The organism is Dictyoglomus sp. (assembly GCA_025060475.1).
Classification (GTDB): Bacteria; Dictyoglomota; Dictyoglomia; order Dictyoglomales; family Dictyoglomaceae; genus NZ13-RE01.
Genome location: JANXBZ010000008.1, coordinates 58,519 through 77,558 on the forward strand (window position 1 = coordinate 58,519; position 19,040 = coordinate 77,558).

Annotated in this window: 22 protein-coding genes and 3 tRNA genes; 24 read left to right on the forward strand and 1 reads right to left on the reverse strand. The window is 30.3% G+C overall.

Features of this window, described 5'->3' with window-relative positions; all coding sequences use genetic code 11:
- The first annotated feature begins 9 nt into the window (after positions 1-9).
- The 24 genes from NZ841_05635 to pfkA all read left to right on the forward strand — a co-directional run bounded on the left by NZ841_05635 (position 10) and on the right by pfkA (position 18,882).
- Complete coding sequence (locus tag NZ841_05635) at positions 10-1,311, forward strand: pyrimidine-nucleoside phosphorylase (protein ID MCS7202239.1); 1,302 nt, start codon at positions 10-12, stop codon at positions 1,309-1,311.
- 10 nt (positions 1,312-1,321) lie between these two features.
- The gene (locus tag NZ841_05640; GenBank protein ID MCS7202240.1) at positions 1,322-1,927 is read left to right on the forward strand and encodes a site-2 protease family protein; all 606 of its coding nucleotides are present in this window, start codon (positions 1,322-1,324) and stop codon (positions 1,925-1,927) included.
- Between the two features lie 49 nt (positions 1,928-1,976).
- A complete protein-coding gene (gene trpS, locus NZ841_05645; protein ID MCS7202241.1) occupies positions 1,977-2,969 on the forward strand; it encodes a tryptophan--tRNA ligase in 993 nt (330 codons plus the stop codon).
- The gene (locus NZ841_05650) at positions 2,969-3,613 is read left to right on the forward strand and encodes a segregation/condensation protein A (protein MCS7202242.1); all 645 of its coding nucleotides are present in this window, start codon (positions 2,969-2,971) and stop codon (positions 3,611-3,613) included. The genes trpS and NZ841_05650 overlap by 1 nt, the downstream gene beginning before the upstream one ends.
- On the forward strand, positions 3,600-4,106 hold the full coding sequence (gene scpB, locus NZ841_05655; GenBank protein ID MCS7202243.1) for an SMC-Scp complex subunit ScpB: 507 nt from the start codon (positions 3,600-3,602) through the stop codon (positions 4,104-4,106). The genes NZ841_05650 and scpB overlap by 14 nt, the downstream gene beginning before the upstream one ends.
- Complete coding sequence (locus tag NZ841_05660) at positions 4,107-4,808, forward strand: DUF4115 domain-containing protein (GenBank protein MCS7202244.1); 702 nt, start codon at positions 4,107-4,109, stop codon at positions 4,806-4,808.
- On the forward strand, positions 4,805-6,115 hold the full coding sequence (gene rimO, locus NZ841_05665) for a 30S ribosomal protein S12 methylthiotransferase RimO (protein MCS7202245.1): 1,311 nt from the start codon (positions 4,805-4,807) through the stop codon (positions 6,113-6,115). Before NZ841_05660 ends, rimO begins: the two co-directional genes overlap by 4 nt.
- Positions 6,097-6,624, forward strand: coding sequence for a CDP-diacylglycerol--glycerol-3-phosphate 3-phosphatidyltransferase (gene pgsA, locus NZ841_05670; GenBank protein MCS7202246.1), 528 nt, complete (start codon positions 6,097-6,099; stop codon positions 6,622-6,624). Before rimO ends, pgsA begins: the two co-directional genes overlap by 19 nt.
- A complete protein-coding gene (gene thpR / locus NZ841_05675; GenBank protein ID MCS7202247.1) occupies positions 6,621-7,187 on the forward strand; it encodes an RNA 2',3'-cyclic phosphodiesterase in 567 nt (188 codons plus the stop codon). Before pgsA ends, thpR begins: the two co-directional genes overlap by 4 nt.
- A 155-nt stretch (positions 7,188-7,342) precedes the next feature.
- Positions 7,343-7,753, forward strand: coding sequence for an adenosylmethionine decarboxylase (gene speD / locus NZ841_05680; GenBank protein MCS7202248.1), 411 nt, complete (start codon positions 7,343-7,345; stop codon positions 7,751-7,753).
- A 34-nt stretch (positions 7,754-7,787) separates the two neighbouring features.
- On the forward strand, positions 7,788-8,699 hold the full coding sequence (gene speE / locus NZ841_05685; GenBank protein MCS7202249.1) for a polyamine aminopropyltransferase: 912 nt from the start codon (positions 7,788-7,790) through the stop codon (positions 8,697-8,699).
- Positions 8,700-8,963: 264 nt separating this feature from the next.
- Positions 8,964-9,506, forward strand: a complete 543-nt coding sequence (locus tag NZ841_05690) for a shikimate kinase (protein MCS7202250.1) — start codon at positions 8,964-8,966, stop codon at positions 9,504-9,506.
- Positions 9,475-9,912, forward strand: coding sequence for a type II 3-dehydroquinate dehydratase (gene aroQ / locus NZ841_05695; GenBank protein MCS7202251.1), 438 nt, complete (start codon positions 9,475-9,477; stop codon positions 9,910-9,912). Before NZ841_05690 ends, aroQ begins: the two co-directional genes overlap by 32 nt.
- Before the next feature lie 30 nt (positions 9,913-9,942).
- A tRNA-Pro gene (locus tag NZ841_05700) sits at positions 9,943-10,018 on the forward strand.
- Between the two features lie 10 nt (positions 10,019-10,028).
- Positions 10,029-10,104, forward strand: a tRNA-Pro gene (locus NZ841_05705).
- Between the two features lie 10 nt (positions 10,105-10,114).
- Positions 10,115-10,387: an acylphosphatase gene (locus NZ841_05710; protein MCS7202252.1), complete on the forward strand. Its 273-nt coding sequence runs from the start codon at positions 10,115-10,117 to the stop codon at positions 10,385-10,387.
- Positions 10,388-10,399: 12 nt separating this feature from the next.
- The gene (locus tag NZ841_05715; protein ID MCS7202253.1) at positions 10,400-11,251 is read left to right on the forward strand and encodes a methyltransferase domain-containing protein; all 852 of its coding nucleotides are present in this window, start codon (positions 10,400-10,402) and stop codon (positions 11,249-11,251) included.
- 1 nt (position 11,252) lies between these two features.
- A complete protein-coding gene (locus NZ841_05720) occupies positions 11,253-11,915 on the forward strand; it encodes a protein-L-isoaspartate(D-aspartate) O-methyltransferase (protein ID MCS7202254.1) in 663 nt (220 codons plus the stop codon).
- Positions 11,903-12,502 (forward strand): uracil-DNA glycosylase, encoded by a 600-nt coding sequence (locus NZ841_05725; protein ID MCS7202255.1) that lies wholly within the window; start codon positions 11,903-11,905, stop codon positions 12,500-12,502. The genes NZ841_05720 and NZ841_05725 overlap by 13 nt, the downstream gene beginning before the upstream one ends.
- 22 nt (positions 12,503-12,524) lie before the next feature.
- On the forward strand, positions 12,525-12,824 hold the full coding sequence (locus tag NZ841_05730) for a hypothetical protein (GenBank protein MCS7202256.1): 300 nt from the start codon (positions 12,525-12,527) through the stop codon (positions 12,822-12,824).
- Between the two features lie 3 nt (positions 12,825-12,827).
- Positions 12,828-16,208, forward strand: a complete 3,381-nt coding sequence (locus tag NZ841_05735; protein MCS7202257.1) for a DNA polymerase III subunit alpha — start codon at positions 12,828-12,830, stop codon at positions 16,206-16,208.
- Positions 16,209-16,253: 45 nt separating this feature from the next.
- Positions 16,254-17,114: an acetyl-CoA carboxylase, carboxyltransferase subunit beta gene (gene accD, locus NZ841_05740; GenBank protein ID MCS7202258.1), complete on the forward strand. Its 861-nt coding sequence runs from the start codon at positions 16,254-16,256 to the stop codon at positions 17,112-17,114.
- Positions 17,111-17,929 carry an acetyl-CoA carboxylase carboxyltransferase subunit alpha gene (locus NZ841_05745; GenBank protein MCS7202259.1) on the forward strand — a complete coding sequence of 273 codons (819 nt, stop codon included), beginning with the start codon at positions 17,111-17,113 and terminating at the stop codon, positions 17,927-17,929. Before accD ends, NZ841_05745 begins: the two co-directional genes overlap by 4 nt.
- Complete coding sequence (pfkA, locus tag NZ841_05750) at positions 17,926-18,882, forward strand: 6-phosphofructokinase (protein MCS7202260.1); 957 nt, start codon at positions 17,926-17,928, stop codon at positions 18,880-18,882. The genes NZ841_05745 and pfkA overlap by 4 nt, the downstream gene beginning before the upstream one ends.
- A 5-nt stretch (positions 18,883-18,887) precedes the next feature.
- Here pfkA and NZ841_05755 read toward each other — a convergent pair.
- Positions 18,888-18,977: transfer RNA gene (locus tag NZ841_05755), tRNA-Leu, on the reverse strand.
- Between the last annotated feature and the right edge of the window lie 63 nt (positions 18,978-19,040).

Genomic DNA, 19,040 nt, shown 5'->3' on the forward strand with positions numbered 1-19,040 from the left:
GGTAAGGTTATGAGAATGGTGGATATCATAATAAAAAAGAGAAATGGAGAAAAATTAAGTAGAGAAGAGATCGAATTTGTTGTTGATAAATATCTAAAAAATGAAATTCCAGACTATCAGATGTCTGCACTTCTTATGGCGATATATTTTAAGGGAATGGATGAAGAGGAAACATCGGTCCTTACAGAGATTATGGCAAATAGTGGTAAAATTATTGATCTAACAGAAATCCCTGGAATAAAAATAGATAAACATAGTACTGGAGGAGTTGGTGACAAAACGACTTTAGTATTTGCTCCTTTAATAGCCTCATATGGGTTTCCTATAGCAAAGATGTCAGGAAGGAGTCTAGGTCATACTGGAGGAACAATAGATAAATTGGAATCTATTCCTGGTTTTAGAACAAATTTAACTCTTAAAGAATTAATTAATCAGGTAAAGAAAATTGGAATATCTATTGTGGGACAGACAGAAAATTTGGTTCCTGCGGACAAAAAGATATATGCTTTAAGAGATGTAACTGGAACTGTAGATTCTATACCTTTAATTGCTAGTAGTATTATGAGTAAAAAAATTGCAGGAGGTTCTGATATTATAGTATTAGATGTAAAGGTTGGAAGGGGAGCTTTCATAGATTCTATTGATAAAGCAGAAGATTTAGCGTTATTAATGGTAAAAATTGGTAAAAGATTAAACAAGAAAATCTCTGCGGTAATATCTGATATGAATGAACCTTTAGGAAATGCTGTAGGAAATTCTTTGGAAGTAATAGAAGCTATAGAAACTTTAAAAGGAAAAGGACCTTCTGATTTAAAAGAGCTAGTTATTAATCTTGGAATTCAAGTAGTTTTATTATCAGGTAAAGAAAAAGATGAAGAAAAAATTAGAAGAGATTTAGAGAAATTACTGAATGAAGGTCTTGCCTTAAAAAAATTTAGAGAGTTAATAAGGGCTCAAGGAGGAAATGATGAAGTTATTGACAATTATAAATTGTTTCCCCAAGCAAAGATTCAAAAAGAGATTTTTTCTAGGGAAGAAGGGTATATAACTAAGATGGATGCATATCTCATTGCAAAGAGTGTTATCCTTTTAGGAGCAGGAAGAGATAAAAAAGAAGATATAGTTGATCTTTCTGTTGGAATAAAGTTACATAAAAAGCTAGGAGATAAAGTTTATAAGAATGAGCCTATTGTTACTTTCTTTGCCAATGATCCTTCGAAATTAGCTTTGGCACAGGAAGTTTTTAAAGAAGCATATGAGATTGGAGAAGAAAAAATTAATAAAAAACTAATTTTAAAGGTTATAAAATAGGAGGAAATTTATGATTTTTAGTATTGGCAGTTTTCAAGAGTTTATATGGAGATTAATGGCAATATTATTCGCAATTACAATTCATGAATTCTCTCATGGAAAGGTTGCGGAATGGGAGGGAGATCCGACTCCTCGTCTTTATGGTCGATTAACATTAAATCCTTTTGCTCATATTGATCTTATAGGATTTTTAATGTTGATTCTTTTTAGATTTGGATGGGCCAAACCTGTTCCTGTAAACTTTTATAATCTGCGAAGAGGGAAAAAAAGTGTAATATTGGTTTCTTTGGCAGGTCCATTATCAAATATAATCTCTGCTTTTTTGTTAAGTATTCTTTTGAGAATTGATTTAAATCTTCCTACGAACCTCATAAATTTTGTTATAGAGATGGCTATTTTAAATTTATATCTTGGAATTTTCAATCTCATTCCTATTCCTCCTCTAGATGGTTCTCATATTCTGGAATCTCTACTTCCTTATTCCTATAGACATTATTTTGACTTCTTAAGCACTTATGGCTTCTTTATCTTAATTATTTTGATTTCTACAGGAATTCTTTTAAAAATAATTTACCCTATTTTATATTTTTTTGTTTATCTTTTAGGGCTTTTTTAATATAATCTTATTGAAAAAAAAATCCCATCTTATATGGAGGAGATTTTAAATGAAAATAGGAAGAATTCTTTCAGGCATGAGACCAACAGGAAAACTACACTTAGGTCATAGATTAGGAGTTTTAGAAAATTGGGTAAAATTACAAGATTCCTATGAATGTTTTTTTGAAATAGCAGATTGGCATGCGCTTACTACTCATTATAGAGAAACAGATACTTTAAAAGATAATATATTCCAAATGGTTTGTGACTGGTTATCGGTGGGTATTGATCCAAATAAAAGTGTAATTTTTAGACAGTCAGACATTACGGAACATAGTGAGCTTTTTATCTTATTTTCCATGTTTGTTCCATTGCCTTGGCTTGAGAGAAATCCAACTTATAAGGAACAATTAAGAGAATTAGAGGGAAGAGATCTTTTTACGTATGGATTTCTAGGATATCCTGTTCTTCAGGCAGCAGATATTCTTATATATAGAGCGGATACTGTTCCCGTAGGTGAAGATCAACTGCCCCATTTGGAACTTACTAGAGAAATAGCTCGTAGATTTAACTATTTTTATAAACCTATATTTCCTGAACCTCAAGCAAAACTTTCAGATATACCAGCATTAATAGGAACTGATGGAAGGAGGATGCATAAAAGTTATGGTAATACAATACCTCTTGATGTTGACGAGGATGGGTTAAGAAATATTGTAAAAAATATGGTGACTGATCCTGCAAGGATAAGAAGAAGTGATCCAGGACATCCTGAAGTTTGTCCTGTATTTGCATATCATAAAATATTTAATATTGAAGAATGTGATTTTATATATAATGCATGTAGAACAGCAGAAATAGGTTGTGTAGATTGTAAAATGAAACTCTTTGTAAAATTGAATGAATTTTTAAGCCCTGCTCGAGAAAAAAGAAAATACTATGTAGAACATCCAAAAGAAGTGTGGGATATTGTTTACGAAGGTAATAAAAAAGCAAAGGAAGAAGCTCAAAAAACTATGGATTTAGTTAGAGAGGCAATGGGGATAAAGATTTGGAAATAGTGTATAATCCTTTCTATATATTAAAAGAGATTATTAGTGAAGAGATTAATCCAAAAGGCTTTCCATTGAAAAGAATTATTGAACAATATCAAAGTTTAGATAAAGAAAGATGGAAAGATTTAGATCTTACTACCTATTTTTTGGATGTAATTATAGAAGTTTTAGAGATTAAAATAAAAACTCTTTTCCCTCAAGAAAAAAAAGAGAGAGAAAAAACAGAAAAAAATATTTTAGTTAATGAAAGTAAATGGAAAAAAGTTAGAAAATATTTAGAAGAAAAAGAAGAGAAAGGAATAAGGGTTTTTTTTAGAGAGAAAAATAATGAGATTTTTTTAGATGAAAAGGAAAAAATAAATATAACACAAATTTATTTAATTTGGTTAAAATCTAAAGAAAATAAGATTAATACTATTGATTTTCCAAGAGAAATATATAAGATTGAAGATAAGATGGAAGATATATTAAAGAAAACTAAAAATAAAATTCCTTTTTCAGAAATTGTGAGAGGGTTATCCAAAATAGAAATAATATATTATTTTCTTGCTTTATGTGAATTAATAAAACAAGGAAAGATTAAAGTTTATCAGAAGGATTTTTATGATGAAATTATTCTAGAAAGGAATTTTGATTATGCGAGAGTATAAGAATTTCTTGAAAAAACAAATAGAAGGCTTACTCTTTATTTCTAATAAACCTATAAGTTCTTCTGAGTTAGCAAAATTTCTAAAAATAGACGAAAAAGAAATATTAGAAATATTGGAAGAATTAAAAGAAGATTATAAAGACAGGGGAATAAATTTATACAAAATAAATGGAAAATATGAATTTGGAACATCTCCTGATATTTCGAGTATTTTAGCGAAATTTCTAAAGGAAAAAAGAGAAAGACTAAGCAAACCTGCTCTTGAAACCTTAGCAATTATTGCATATCATCAACCTATAACAAAAGGGGAGATAGATATATTAAGGGGTACAAAAAGTGATGGAGTTATTTATAATTTATTAGAAAAAGGACTAATTAAAATTGTTGGAAAAAAAAATATTCCTGGGAAACCATTCCTTTATGCTGTTTCTGAGAAATTTTATAAATATTTTTTAATTGAAGAGGAAAAAAATTTAAAAGAAATTGAGGATTAAATGACAACTCTTGGAGAATTACTTAGAAAAGAGAGAGAATCTCAAGGCAAAGATTTAAGACAAATTGCCCTGGAGTTAAAAATCTCTTCTCGATATTTAGAAGCTTTAGAAAAGGATAAATTTGATGAGGTTAATCTTGCAGATATCTATAAAAAGGGAATAATCAAAAAGTATTCTAGGTATCTAAATATCGATGAAAAACTTGCTCTTGATTTGTATGAACAACAATACGAGAAACCTATTTTGGAAGAAAATAAAAAAGAAGAAAAAAAAGAACAAACTTTTATCTTTTTTATCTATATAATCGTAGGAATTATTATTCTTACCTCTATCTACATTGTTCATAGAAGTACTTCAAACCTAAAACTTTCTTCTACCCCTCATACATATACCTATCCTACCTTTACAGAAATTATAAAAGAAAGTCATACTCCAACTATAGTTTCTGAAATTTCTAAAGAAAAACAGAAATTAAGTCATAATATAAAACTCGTTGCTCATGATAGAACGTGGTTAAGAGTATTTTATGACAATAATATTGTCTTTGAAGGAATATTATTAAAGGGAGACGTGAAGATTTTTACCTATTCTTATCTTGATCTTCATATAGGAAATGCAGGAGGAATAGAAATCTTTTATGATGATAAAAGTTTGGGAATATTGGGCAAGAAAGGAGAGGTAATAATTAAAAGAGTACCATGAAGAAAGCACGAATTATATCTTTAGGATGTGCCAAAAATTTAGTAGATACTGAGATATTAATGGGAATGTTAAAAGAAAAGAATTACGATTTTACACCTTACGAGGAAGATGCAGATTTGATTCTTATAAATACCTGTGCTTTTATATCTCCAGCTTTAAAGGAAACAGAGGAAAACATTTTAGGACTTAAAAAATATAAGACATTAGGGAAAAAAATAATAGTATGTGGATGTTATGTAGAAAGATTTAAAGATAAATTAAAGGAAAAATTTCCCTTTGTAGATCTTTTTATTGGGCCTGGAGAATATCAAAATTTTTCCCTTTATCTTGAAAATTCAGATTCTCAAAATATATTTTCAAGTTTTGCCTCGAATTTTCTGTATACTGCTGATTATAAAAGATTTCACATAACTCCTAGACATTGGACCTATGTAAAAATTTCTGAGGGATGTAATAATCTTTGTAATTATTGTACAATCCCTTATATTCGAGGTCCCTTAAGAAGCAGACCCATTGAAGATATAAAAAAAGAGGTAAAAGTTTTAATAAATAATGGAGTAAGAGAAATAAATTTAATTGCTCAGGATACTACAAGATATGGAGAAGATATCTATGGGAGACCATTCCTTTTGAATCTCTTGAAAACCTTGGATGATATTCCTGGAGATTTTATGATTCGAATTCTTTATTCTTATCCATCAAGATTAAACAAGGAGATATTAGATTTTATAAAAAATTCTGAAAAGATTGTTCCATATTTTGATATTCCATTACAACATGTTAATAATCAAATTTTAAGATCTATGGGAAGAAATTATACTAAAGAACAAATTATAAATTTATGGGAACAAATTAGAAAAACTTTTAAAGAAAGTGTACTGAGAACAACCTTTATTATTGGATTTCCAGGTGAAGGAGAAGAAGAATTTATGGAATTACTAGATTTTATTGAAAATTATCCCTTTGAAAGGGTAGGAGTTTTTTCTTTTTATCCAGAAAAGGGAACAAAAGCATATAACATGCCAAATCAAGTGGATGAGAAAATTAAAAAGGAAAGAATAGATATTCTAATGAAAAAGCAACAAAGAATATCAAAAAAGTTAAATGAAAATTTAATAGGGAAAATTTTTGATGTTTATATAGAGAGAAAAATGAATAATTATTATTTAGGACGAAGTTTTAGAGAAGCTCCTGAAGTTGATCCTTGGATTATCATTAAGGATCCTTATGTATTTAATATTGGGGAAAAAATTAAAATTGAAATAATAAAGGCAGGTATTTATGATTTATGGGGAAGAAGGGTCTAATTCCAAACTATTTAACTATTTTAAGGATTTTTCTAACTATTCCTGTAATAATTTTGTCGCTTTTTGATTCTTTTTATATCTTTACTGGTATTTTATTTTTTATTGCCATCTTTACAGATTATTTAGATGGAAAATTTGCAAGAAAGTATAATCAGGTTTCTAATCTAGGAAAATTTTTGGATCCTCTTGCAGATAAAATACTAGTATTAAGTATATTAATTGTCCTTGTAGAAAAGAAGGAAATTCCCTTTTTTATTCCTATAATTATACTTATTAGAGAGTTTGCTATAACTGGCTTAAGAAGTATATTAGCACAGAAGGGAATTGTCTTATCTGCATTAAAAGAAGGAAAGATTAAAACCTTTCTTCAAGATATGAGTATACTATTTTATATTTTTAAATTTCCTGGAAAGGAGTTATTATTATTTTCTGCTATATTTTTTACTATATATTCAGGCATCATTTATTTCCTGAAATATTGGAAAATATTATCTGAAAGCGAAATATGAAAAGACTATTTATTGCTATAGATTTACCTTTAGAAATAAAGAAAGAATTATATAAGATAGAAGAAGACCTAATGAAATATATACCAAGGGGCGTTAAATGGGTAGAAATGGAGAATTTCCATTTTACCATCCGTTTTTTAGGTGAAACTGAAGAGAATGAAATTCCTAATATAATAAAAATTATGGATGAGGTGGCTAAAGAATCAGATTCATTTTATATTTCTTTAAAGGAAATAGGAGCATTCCCAAACTTTAAAAATCCAAGAGTTATATGGATAGGAATAGAAAAGGGATACAAAGAGATGAAAGATCTATTTAATAAACTTGAAACTAGAATCTCAAAGTTAAAATTTAAAAAAGAAGACAAGGATTTTTCTCCCCATTTAACTCTAGGAAGAATCAAGGAAAAAATAAGATGGGATGAAAAATGGAAGATTAATATTCCATATTTAGAATTTTTTGTTGAAGAAATAGCTTTATTTGAAAGTCAACTTACCTCTCAGGGACCCATATATATTACTCTTTATAAATGTAAATTGGTAAAAAATCAAAAAAAATCTTAAAAAAACTAAAAATAAAAAGAATAAGTTCAATATATTCAAAATTTTCTCATTTTATACCTATTAATTTTAATTTTTTCCTAAATATCTCTTGATAAATCTAAAAGTTAGTGATAAAATCTTCTCCGTAAAAATTTTTGAAAGGGGGCGAGACCAAAGTGAAAATAACTGGAAAATCTCTGGGGAGACATATCCTTGCAGAGATGTATAATTGCAGGAAGGATTTATTGAATGACTTAACAAAAATAAAAGAGATAATGACAAAAGCTGCCATTTTGGCAGGAGCAGAGGTTGTAGAGGTAGTTTTTCACCAGTTTAATCCTTATGGAATAAGTGGTGTTGTAGTGATTTCTGAATCTCATCTTGCGATACATACATGGCCAGAATATGGTTTTGTAGCAGCGGATCTTTTTACTTGTGGGGATCATGTAGATCCTTGGAAGGCTTTTGAATATTTGAACAAGGAATTACAAGCAGAACAAGTAATAACTTTTGAGGCGAAAAGAGGGATCTTACCATTAGATGCGAATGAATTTTCATATAAATATGATAAAGAAAAGGTAGGTTGACTGGCTTTTAAAACTAAAAATAGGTGGGTAAAAGATGAATTCATATTGGTTAATTGAGAAAAATCATCCCAGTGAAATTCACTGGCATGGTATAGATAAGTTCATTTTTGCGACAGAGACTCCTTTTCAAAGGGTAGAGATTGTTGAAAGTCCCTTTTATGGAAGATGTCTTGTTTTAGATGGTAGAATTCAGTCTAGTGAAAAAGATGAATTTATATATCATGAAGCTTTAGTTCATCCTGCTTTAATATTACATCCATCTCCCCAGAGAGTTTTAGTTTTAGGTGGAGGAGAAGGTGCAACATTAAGAGAAGTTTTAAAGTATAAAGAGGTTAATGAAGTTATTATGGTAGATATTGATGAAAAAGTTGTAAAAATATCTCAAGAATTTTTGCCTCAATGGCATAAGGGAGCTTTTGAGGATAGAAGAGTAAGCTTATTGTTTAAAGATGCAAGGGAGTATTTAGAAAAGACAGATGAAAAATTTGATGTGGTTATTAGCGATCTTTCAGAACCAATGAAAGGAAGTCCTGCAGTGAAACTTTTTACCTATGAGTTCTTTAATATTGTAAAAGTTCATTTAAATCCTGAAGGTATATTTATAATACAAGCAGGAACATCTCATCATTTGAAATTTAATTTTCATTCAGTGATTCATTCTACTCTTAGAAAAGTCTTTACTAAGGTTTTTTCTTATCAAGCTTATGTTCCTGTTTATGACTTCATCTGGAGTTTTATCTTTAGTAGTGATAAAATAAATCCTAAGGAAATTTCAGAAAATGAAATTAATGAAAGATTGAAAGAAAGAAAAATTGAGGATCTAAGATTTTATGATGGTGAAACTCATAAGATGATGTTTTCTCTTCCAAAGCATATAAGAAAAGCTTTGGAGGAAGAAAAAAATGTTGCTTATGATGCAAATCCTCTTTATGCAGTAGAAGAATAAAAATTTATTTTAGGAGGTTTTAATGCATTGCTGTGAAGATTGTCCCTATTATAAAGAATGTTTAAGCCACAAGATAGGTTGTTGTAGCCGTTGTCCCCACTTTAATGATTGTTATGATACAAAGGAAAATTATAATTCAGAATCTTAGGAGTGAAAAATGAATAAGAAAAAACAGGAAAAAGTTATAAAGATTGTGGCTATAATTATATCAATATTTTTCCTACTTAGTATTTTTATAGTTTGGGGAATGTATATATTTAGCAGATGAAAACTTCTCTTTCCTTCATTGGTTTTATGGGTAGTGGAAAGACAAATGTAGGAAGGAAAGTTTCTTTTTTTTTGAAAATTCCCTTTTTAGATTTAGATGAATATATTGAAAAAAAACTAGAAACTTCTATTTATAAGATATTTGAAGAAAAGGGAGAAGAATATTTTAGAAGTTTAGAAACAATTGCCTTGAAAGAGATTTTTTCTCTCTTTCCCGAAGTAGTCCTCTCTACAGGAGGGGGGATAGTTCTTAAAGAGGAAAATAGAAAAATATTAAAAGAAAGAAGTAAAGTTATATATTTAAAAGGTAGTTTTGAAAATCTTATGAGAAATTTAGAAAAAGAAGAAGAATCCAGAAAGAGACCTCTTTTAAAAAAGAGTAGAGAAGAATTATTAAATATTTGGAAGTCAAGACTTCCTTTATATGAAGAATGTGCAGATATTATTTTGAGTGTAGATAATAAAAATATAGATGAAATTACTCATGAAGTTATTGAGAGATTAAAAAATGATAAAAGTATTAGTCTTAAATGGTCCTAATTTGAATTTGTTAGGTATAAGAGAACCAAGAATATATGGAAATATTGATTTCCAAAGTCTTAATAATTTAATATTAGAAAAGGCAAGAGAAAAAAATATTGAAGTAGAAATAAAACAGTCTAATTTTGAAGGACAACTTATAGACTGGATTCAAGAATACAGGGAATGGGCAGATGCTATAATAATAAATCCTGGAGCTTTAACTCATTATAGTTATTCATTGAGGGATGCTTTATTAGATTTTGGAAAACCTGTTATAGAAGTTCATATAAGTAATATTTACAAAAGAGAAGAATTTCGACGTCATTCAGTTATTGCGGACGTATCTTTGGGACAAATTTCAGGTTTTGGAATTTATAGTTATATCTTAGCTTTAGAGGCTATTTCCCTACATTTTTCTGCATAGAGGTTTTATGATATAATATTACAAGATTGTCGGGGCGTAGCGCAGGGGTTAGCGCGTCCGTTTGGGGTGCGGAAGGTCGCTGGTTCGAGTCCAGTCGCCCCGACCATTTGATTTTTCGGGGCGTAGCGCAGGGGCTAGCGCGCCTGCTTCGGGAGTAGGAGGTCGCTGGTTCAAATCCAGTCGCCCCGACCAGAATCTGAAAATGCAGAAATATATTCATGTTTATGTTTACGGTATAGTTCAAGGAGTAGGATATAGATATTTTGCCTATAAATGGGCAAAGAGATTAGGTATTAATGGAAAAGTAAAAAATTTGCCTGATGGAAGAGTAGAAGTGGAAGGTGAGGGAGAAGAAGAGAATTTAAAGTTATTTTTAGATAAACTATCAGAAGGTCCTTTTGGGGCAGTAGTAGAAAAAATAGATGTACAATGGAAAGACTATCAAGGATTGTTTGAAGATTTTTATATATTTTAAAGGTGAGGGCTTATGGACTATAAATGGTATGTCGACCAAATCTCAGAAGATCAGTTTCATTGTTATGAAATATTAGAAGTTTTAGTGGATATTAAAACTCCCTGGCAGAAGATTCAAATTATAAGAAATAAGACTCTTGGAAAATGTTTGATAATTGATGGAAAAATTCAATCTACAGAAGCAGACGAATATATCTATCATGAATCTTTAATTCATCCACCTTTAATATTACATCCCGATCCTCGTGATATACTCGTTGTAGGGGTTGGAGAAGGTGCAACTTTAAGGGAGCTTCTTAAATATCCAGAAGTTAATATTACTGCTGTTGAAATAGATCCTGAAGTTATAAATTTTGCAGAACAATACCTAGAAGAGTGGCATCAAGGGGCTTTTAAAAATCCAAGGGTGAAATTAATTTATGATGATGGATGGAATTATTTGAAAAATACAAGTAATTCTTTTGATGTTATTGTATTAGATCTTCCAGAACCTTATCCAAATACTCCAGCATATAGACTATATACTCCTGAATTTTACAAAATGGTTTGGGAAAAACTTAATCCTTATGGGATCATGGTAACTCAAGGAGAGACCACTCAATGGGGTCAGCAATATAAACATTTTTGGATTAAAGAAAACCTAAAAAAAGTATTTGGTGAAAATGTTTATTCATATCAAGCCTATATTCCTTCCTTTGATAGTAGTTGGGGATTTTTGATTGCTGGCAAAGATAAAATTGATCCTTTTAAAGATAAAAAAGAGATTGATGATTTAATAAATAAAAGAATAAAAGAGCCTTTAAGATTTTATGATGGAATAACTCATTTATCCTTATTCTATCTTCCAAAATATCTTAGGGATTAATTTGGAAAAAGAACTTTTTGATAATTGGGAGCATAAGAAAAAAAGACAAGAATTAATAGATATTTTAAGAGAAGAAGGTATAACTTCACAATCTGTACTTAGAGTCTTAGGTAAAATTCCAAGACATTTATTTATTCCTAAAGAATTAGAAGAGGTAGCCTATGAAAATCAAGCTCTGCCTATAGGAGAGTTTCAAACAATATCTCAGCCTTTCATTGTTGCATTAATGACTCAAGCTTTAGAGCTCTCAGGAAAGGAGAAAGTGTTGGAGATTGGAACTGGATCTGGATATCAAACTGCAATTTTAGCGGAATTATCTAAAGAAGTTTTTACTATTGAAAGAATAGAATCTCTATTGGAAAAGGCAAAAAAAATCTTAGAGTTTTTAGGATATGGAAATATTAATTTCAAACTTGGTGATGGAACTGAAGGATGGGAAGAATTTGCTCCTTATGATAGAATTATCGTTACTGCTTCTGCTCCTGAAATTCCTTTTCCTTTATGGGAACAATTGAAGGAAAATGGTATAATAGTAATCCCCATAGGAAGTAGAGAATATCAAAATCTTTATAAAATAATTAAAAGAAAAGATAAAAAAATAGTAGAAAACTTAGGAGGTGTAGTTTTTGTTCCTTTAATCGGAAAATACGGATGGAAAGAATAATGGATCTTAAAGTCTTGGAAGAAGAAGTAAGAAAGTGTAAAAAATGTAGTTTATGGAATAAAAGAACAAACATTGTTTTTGGGGAAGGAAATCCTCAATCTAAGATTATGTTTATTGGAGAGGCTCCAGGATATCATGAGGATCAGCAAGGAAGACCATTTGTAGGAGCTGCAGGGAAACTTCTTACCGAATTAATTGAATCCCTTCAGTTAAAAAGAGAAGATGTCTATATTGCAAATGTTCTAAAATGTAGACCACCTAATAACAGAGACCCAAATTCTGATGAAATTCAAGCATGTTATCCATGGTTAGAAGAACAGATCAAGATTATAAATCCTAAAATTATTTGTACTCTTGGAAGATATTCTGCTTATGTTTTATTAAAATTTCCCATTAATATGTCTTCCTATCATGGTAAATTCTATGAAATTGAGAAGAGAATTATATTTTTAACTTATCATCCTGCAGCTGCTCTTTATCATGGTAAAATTTTAGAGGAGATAAAGAAAGATTTTTTAGAACTGAAAAAAATTATTTCAGAAATAAAAGAAAAAGAGGAAATTAAAGAGCAATTATCTTTTTGGTAAATTAATAAAAAGGAGAGGAAAGATGGAAAAAGAACAAATTTTAAAAGGGCTGGATGGTTTTGCAAAGTTGGCAAAGCAGGATATTTTAGCGAGTAGTGCTTTACCCAATAAAGATTTTTGGGAAAAAAATGCTCAGGCAAGATACGAAAAATACAAGGAATTATATAAATTAATTGAAGAAATTGGTCTAGATGAGACTTTAAAAATTGCTATAAAAGAATATAAAAATTTAGAAACTAGTGAGGATGCTATCTCTCGAGGTAAGAAGAGAGCTTTAGAAAGCTTTTTTATTCTTATTGGTATTGATCCTACTCAAATTTAAGATATGAATTTTGTTCATCTACATGTACACACAGAATATAGTCTTCTTGATGGTGCATGTAGAATCCCAGATTTAATTCAAAAAGTTAAAGAACTAGGGATGTCTGCTGTAGCTATAACAGATCATGGAGTGATGTATGGGGTTATTGATTTTTATAAAACTGCAAAAGAAAGTGGAATAAAGCCTATTATTGGATGTGAGGTATATTTAACTCCTAACTCTCGTTTTGAAAAAAAAGGACAGAAAGATCCATTATTTCATTTAATTCTTTTAGTGAAAGATAAAGAGGGATATAAAAATCTAATAAAATTACTTACATTATCCTATCTAGAAGGCTTCTATTATAAACCCCGAATTGATAAAGAACTTCTTAGAAGTTATAGTAAAGGATTAATAGCCCTTTCAAGTTGTCTTGCAGGAGAAATTCCAACATATATTCTTCAAGGAAATATAGATAAAGCAAGAAATGCCATATTTGAATATCTAGATATTTTTGGAAATGATTTCTATCTAGAAATACAAGATAATGGACTTCCAGAACAAAAAATTGTTAATAATATATTAATTTCTCTATCTAAAGAATTAGACGTGCCTCTTGTTGCAACAAATGATGTTCATTATCTCAATAAAGAAGATTCTGAACTTCATGATATTCTTCTTTGTATTCAGACAGGTTCGAAGTTGAAGGATAAAAATAGATTAAGATTTGAAACTGACGAGTTTTATTTAAAATCTCAAGAAGAAATGGAAAAAAGTTTTGCTAATATTCCATCTTCCTTAGAGAATACCTACAAAATTGCTGAAAAATGTAACTTAGAGATCAATCTTAACAATATAATTCTTCCAACTTTTGAGGTTCCAGAAGGAGAAACGCTAGAATCCTATTTTGAAAAACTATGCTGGGAAAATGCAGAGAAGAGAATAAAAAATATAACGCCTGAAATAAAAGAAAGGTTAAATTATGAAATATCTGTTATTAAACAAATGGGTTTTGCTGGATATTTTCTAATCGTTTCAGATTTTGTTAATTACGCAAAGAGTAAGGGAATACCTGTGGGTCCTGGTAGAGGTTCAGCTGCAGGGTCTCTTGTTGCATATGTCTTAGGTATAACAAATTTAGAACCGACAAGATGGGGATTAATATTTGAAAGATTTTTAAATCCAGAAAGGATTACTATGCCTGATATTGATATAGATTTTTGCTTTGAGAGAAGAGAAGAAGTAATAAATTATGTGAGGGAAAAATATGGAAAGGATCATGTAGCTCAAATCATTACCTTTGGAACTATGGCAGCACGAGCAGCAATAAGAGATGTGGGAAGAGTTTTGGATGTACCTTATGCTGAAGTAGATAGATTAGCAAAAATGATACCTCCAAATACTTCTATAGAATCTGCAATTTCTTCATCTTCTGAGCTTCAAAATCTTATTAAACACAATCCTACATATGAGAAAATAATATCTATCGCAAAGAAACTAGAAGGATATGCTCGACATGCTTCAATACATGCTGCAGGTATTGTAATTTCTAAAGAGCCAATAACAGAATATGTGCCATTACAAACTATGGATGGAGGAAACGAAATTGTAACCCAATTTCCTATGACAAATTTAGAAGAACTAGGACTCTTAAAAATGGACTTTTTAGGGTTGAGAACATTAACAGTTATAAATGATACATTAAAAGATATTAAAAACCGATATGGAATTGAATTAGATTTAAATAACATATCTTTAGATGATAAAAAAGTTTACGAATTACTTCAAGAGGGAGAAACTATAGGAGTCTTTCAATTAGAAAGTAAAGGAATGAGAAATTTATTAAAAGAAGTAAAGCCTGAAAAATTTGAGGATTTAATTGCAGTGTTAGCATTATATCGTCCTGGTCCTTTAGGAAGGTTAGAAAGTTATATAAAGAGAAAAAAGGGAGAAGAAGAAATAAAATATCTTCATCCTGCCTTGGAACCCATTTTATCTGAAACTTATGGGGTAATAATATATCAGGAACAAGTTATGGAAATTGCTCATAGACTAGCAGGCTTTTCTTTGGGACAAGCAGACTTATTAAGAAGAGCAATGGGAAAAAAGATGCCAGAAGTTATGGAACAACAAAGAGAAATATTTATAAATGGTGCAAAAGAAAGAGGAATTTCTGAAGAAATAGCAAAAGAAATATTCGAAGATATGGCAAGATTTGCAGAATATGGTTTTAATAAATCTCACAGTGCTGCTTATGCTCTGATATCTTTTCAGACCGCATATCTTAAAGCATATTATCCAAGAGAATACATGGCTTCATTAATGACTAGTGTAATGGGTAATAATGATAAACTTGCAAAGTACTTAGCTGAGGCCAAAAGAATGGGTATAAAAATACTTCCTCCAGATATAAATGAAAGTATGGTAGGATTTACTGTAACCTCTGAAGGAATAAGGTTTGGTTTATCAGGAATAAAAAATGTAGGTGATAATGTAGCAAAGGCTATAGTGGAAGAAAGAGAAAAAAATGGAAAGTTTAAATCAATTTTAGATTTTGCTCAGAGATTAAATACAAGAGTTATAAATAAAAGAGCTTTAGAGAGTTTAATAAAGGCAGGTGCTTTTGATAACTTTAAATATACTCGTAGAACATTTCTTACTAATATAGAAAAAATTTTAGATTTATCCCAGAATTCAAAGAAAAAAGAGATTATTCAAGCATCTTTATGGGAGTTTTCTCCTGAATCTCCTGAGATTTCTTTTGAAAATTTTCCAGAATTTAGCTTGGAAGAACTTCTTTCTATGGAAAAGGAAGTTCTAGGATTTTATGTATCTTATGATCCTCTCTTAGAACTGCAGAAATTCTCAAATAAGCTCTTTGATATAAATATTGAAGATTTATTTGAAATGGAAAGTGGAAGATATGTTGTAATTTCTGGAATATTAAAAAACTTAAGAGAAACTCTTGATAGAAAAAATCAAAAAATGCTTTTTGCTACTTTAGAAGATCTTACTGGAGAAGTAGATTTAACAATTTTTTCTTCGGTTTATAATATTCACAAGAATCTTTTAATAGAAGGTAAAAAAGTTATAATTGCTGGAAAACTAGAAAATTCTAAAGAAGAGGAAGAAAGAATTAAAATAATTGTCGATGATATTGAGGATTTAGAGGGAGAAGCTCTTGTTATAAAATTAAACTCTTCGATAGATTATAAATTTATTTTCGATTTGAAAGAGTTTTTAAAGAAAAAGAAGGGATTAAACCCTGTCTTTATACAATTAAAAGGAGAAAAAGTTTTAACTTCTTTCGAATTTTGGGTAAAAATTAATGATGAATTCTTGAGATCTTTAGAGAAATTTTTAGGAGATAGCCATTCCTATGACATTGTACGGTTAAATTTTTAAAAATTTATGTTAAAATTATAAAAACTTTTTTAGGGGAGAATAATTATGTTTATGGATTGGTTAAGTAAAAAGAAAGAGGATTCTATAGATACAAAAAAATCTATTTTTAGTGATATTCCTGATGGACTCTGGGTAAAGTGTCCCCAATGTAATCAAATTATTTATTCTAAGGATTGGCTTGAGAATTATAAGGTTTGTATAAAATGTGGATTTCATTCTCAACTTACAGCCCAAGAAAGAATTGCTTTATTGACTGATGAAGGAACCTTTAAAGAAACTGATGAACATATTGTTTCTTTTGATGTATTAAATTTTCATGATACAAAACCTTATACCCAAAGATTAATGGAAGCACAATTAGAAACAGGTTTGAAAGAAGCAGTAGTTACAGGACTTGCATCTATAGAGGGAATATCAGTTAACTTAATAGTTATGGATTTTAGGTTTATAGGTGGAAGCATGGGATCTGTGGTAGGAGAAAAAGTAACACGAGCTATTGAAAGATCAATAAACATGAGAATACCCTTAATAAGCGTTATTGCCTCAGGAGGAGCAAGAATGCAGGAAGGCTTAATTTCTCTATTCCAAATGGCAAAGACAAGTTCTGCTGTAGCAAGATTAGACAAAGAAAAAATTCTTTATATATGTATATTGACTCATCCCTCTACTGCTGGTGTTTTAGCAAGTTTTGGATCGCTTGGTGATGTAATAATTGCAGAGCCAGGAGCTTTAATTGGTTTTGCAGGACCTAGAGTTATAGAACAGACAATAAAACAAAAACTGCCTGCAGGATTTCAGCGGTCAGAATTTGTTTTGCAACATGGAATGATTGATATGGTTGTAGAAAGAAAAAAATTAAAATCTACAATTGCTTTATTATTAAGACTTCTTTGGAGGAAGAAATGAGAAGAGATCTTTCTCCTTGGGAAAGGATTTTATTAGCAAGACATCCTAAAAGACCAACCTTTCTTTCTTATCTTCCAGAATTATTTGATGATTTTGTAGAATTTCATGGAGATAGATATTTTGGCGACGATCCAGCAATTATAACAGGATTTGGTTTTTTTGAAGGCGAGAGCGTAGCAATTATTGGGCAAGAGAAAGGACGTGATGTTCAAGAGAAAATAAAAAGAAATTTTGGAATGCCACATCCTGAAGGTTATAGAAAAGCTTTAAGAATTATGAAACTTGCAGAAAAGTTTAATATACCTATATTTAGTTTCATAGATACTCCTGGAGCTTATCCAGGAATAGGTGCAGAAGAAAGAGGACAAGCAATGGCTATTGCGGTAAATTTAAAAGAGATGTCTCTTTTGAAAGTTCCTATTATAGTAATAGTTCTAAGCGAAGGGGGAAGTGGTGGAGCTTTAGGAGTTGGAGTTGGAGATTATATATTAATGCTTGAAAATGCTTATTATTCGGTTATCTCTCCTGAGGGTTGTGCATCTATATTATTTAGAGACTCCAGTAAAGCTCCCGAAGCTGCTTCTGCTTTAAAAATAACAGCAGAAGATTTGTTCAAATTGGGACTTATTGATGAAATAATTCCAGAACCTGAAGAAGGGGCTCATACTAATCTTTCTGAAACCTCCGAAAACATAAAAAAGGCTCTAAAAAAAATTTATAAAAGTTTAAAAAATAAACCTGTAGAGATTTTGTTGAGAGAAAGATATGAGAAATTGAGAAACTATGGAAAGTTTTTGGAGGAAATTAAAAAATGAAAAGGATAGCTGTATTGACTAGTGGCGGAGATGCTCCTGGAATGAATTCTGCAATAAGATCTATTGTAAGATATGGTTTAAGTCAAGGATTAGAAGTAATTGGCATTGAAAGAGGATATCAAGGATTAATAGAGGGAGAATTTATAAAACTAAAAAGAGAAGATGTAAGTGAGATTATTCAGAGAGGTGGGACAATTCTTAAAACAGCAAGATCTGAGGACTTCTACAAGGAAGAAGGCCAGAAAAAAGCCCTAGAAAATTTAGAAAAAGAAAGAATTGAAGGTTTGATCGTAATAGGAGGAGAAGGATCGTTAAGAGGAGCCTTTTCTTTATATAAATTGGGCTTTCCTGTTGTAGGAATCCCAGGAAGTATTGATAATGATATTTGGGGTACAGATTATTCAATTGGTTTTGACACTGCATGTAATAATGTAATTGATGCTATTAATAAAATAAGAGATACTGCAGCTGCTCATGAAAGAACCTTTGTTATTGAGGTTATGGGAAGAGAATGTGGTTATATTGCTTTTACCTCGGGAGTAGTTAGTGGTGCAGATGTTATTCTTATTCCTGAGGTTCCTATAGATTTTCCGTATATAATAGAAAAATTGAAGGAAAGACAAAGAAAGATGAAGAAACATAATATAATTGTAGTTGCAGAAGGAGTAGGAAGTGCTTACTTTATAGGTAAACAGATAGAAGATAGATTAGGCATTTCAACGAGAATAGTAATTTTAGGCCATATTCAAAGAGGGGGATCTCCCTCGGTTTTAGACAGAACCTTGGGTACTTTTATGGGAATACAAGCAGTAAGAAGTTTATTAAATAAATCCTACGGAATAATGATAGGATGGCAGAATAATAAGCCTTTTAGTGTAAGTTTAGAGGAGGTTGTAAAAAATAAAAAAAGAGTTGATCCCAAATTATATTATGAAGTGGAAAATATTCTTTAAAAAATTGGTGCCGAAGGCCGGAGTCGAACCGGCACGGATGTCGCCCATCCACCAGATTTTGAGTCTGGCGCGTCTGCCAATTCCGCCACTTCGGCAACCTAATCTTAAATATAGATTTATCTTTTTTATCTGTCAAGATTATTATAAAGAAAGGAGAA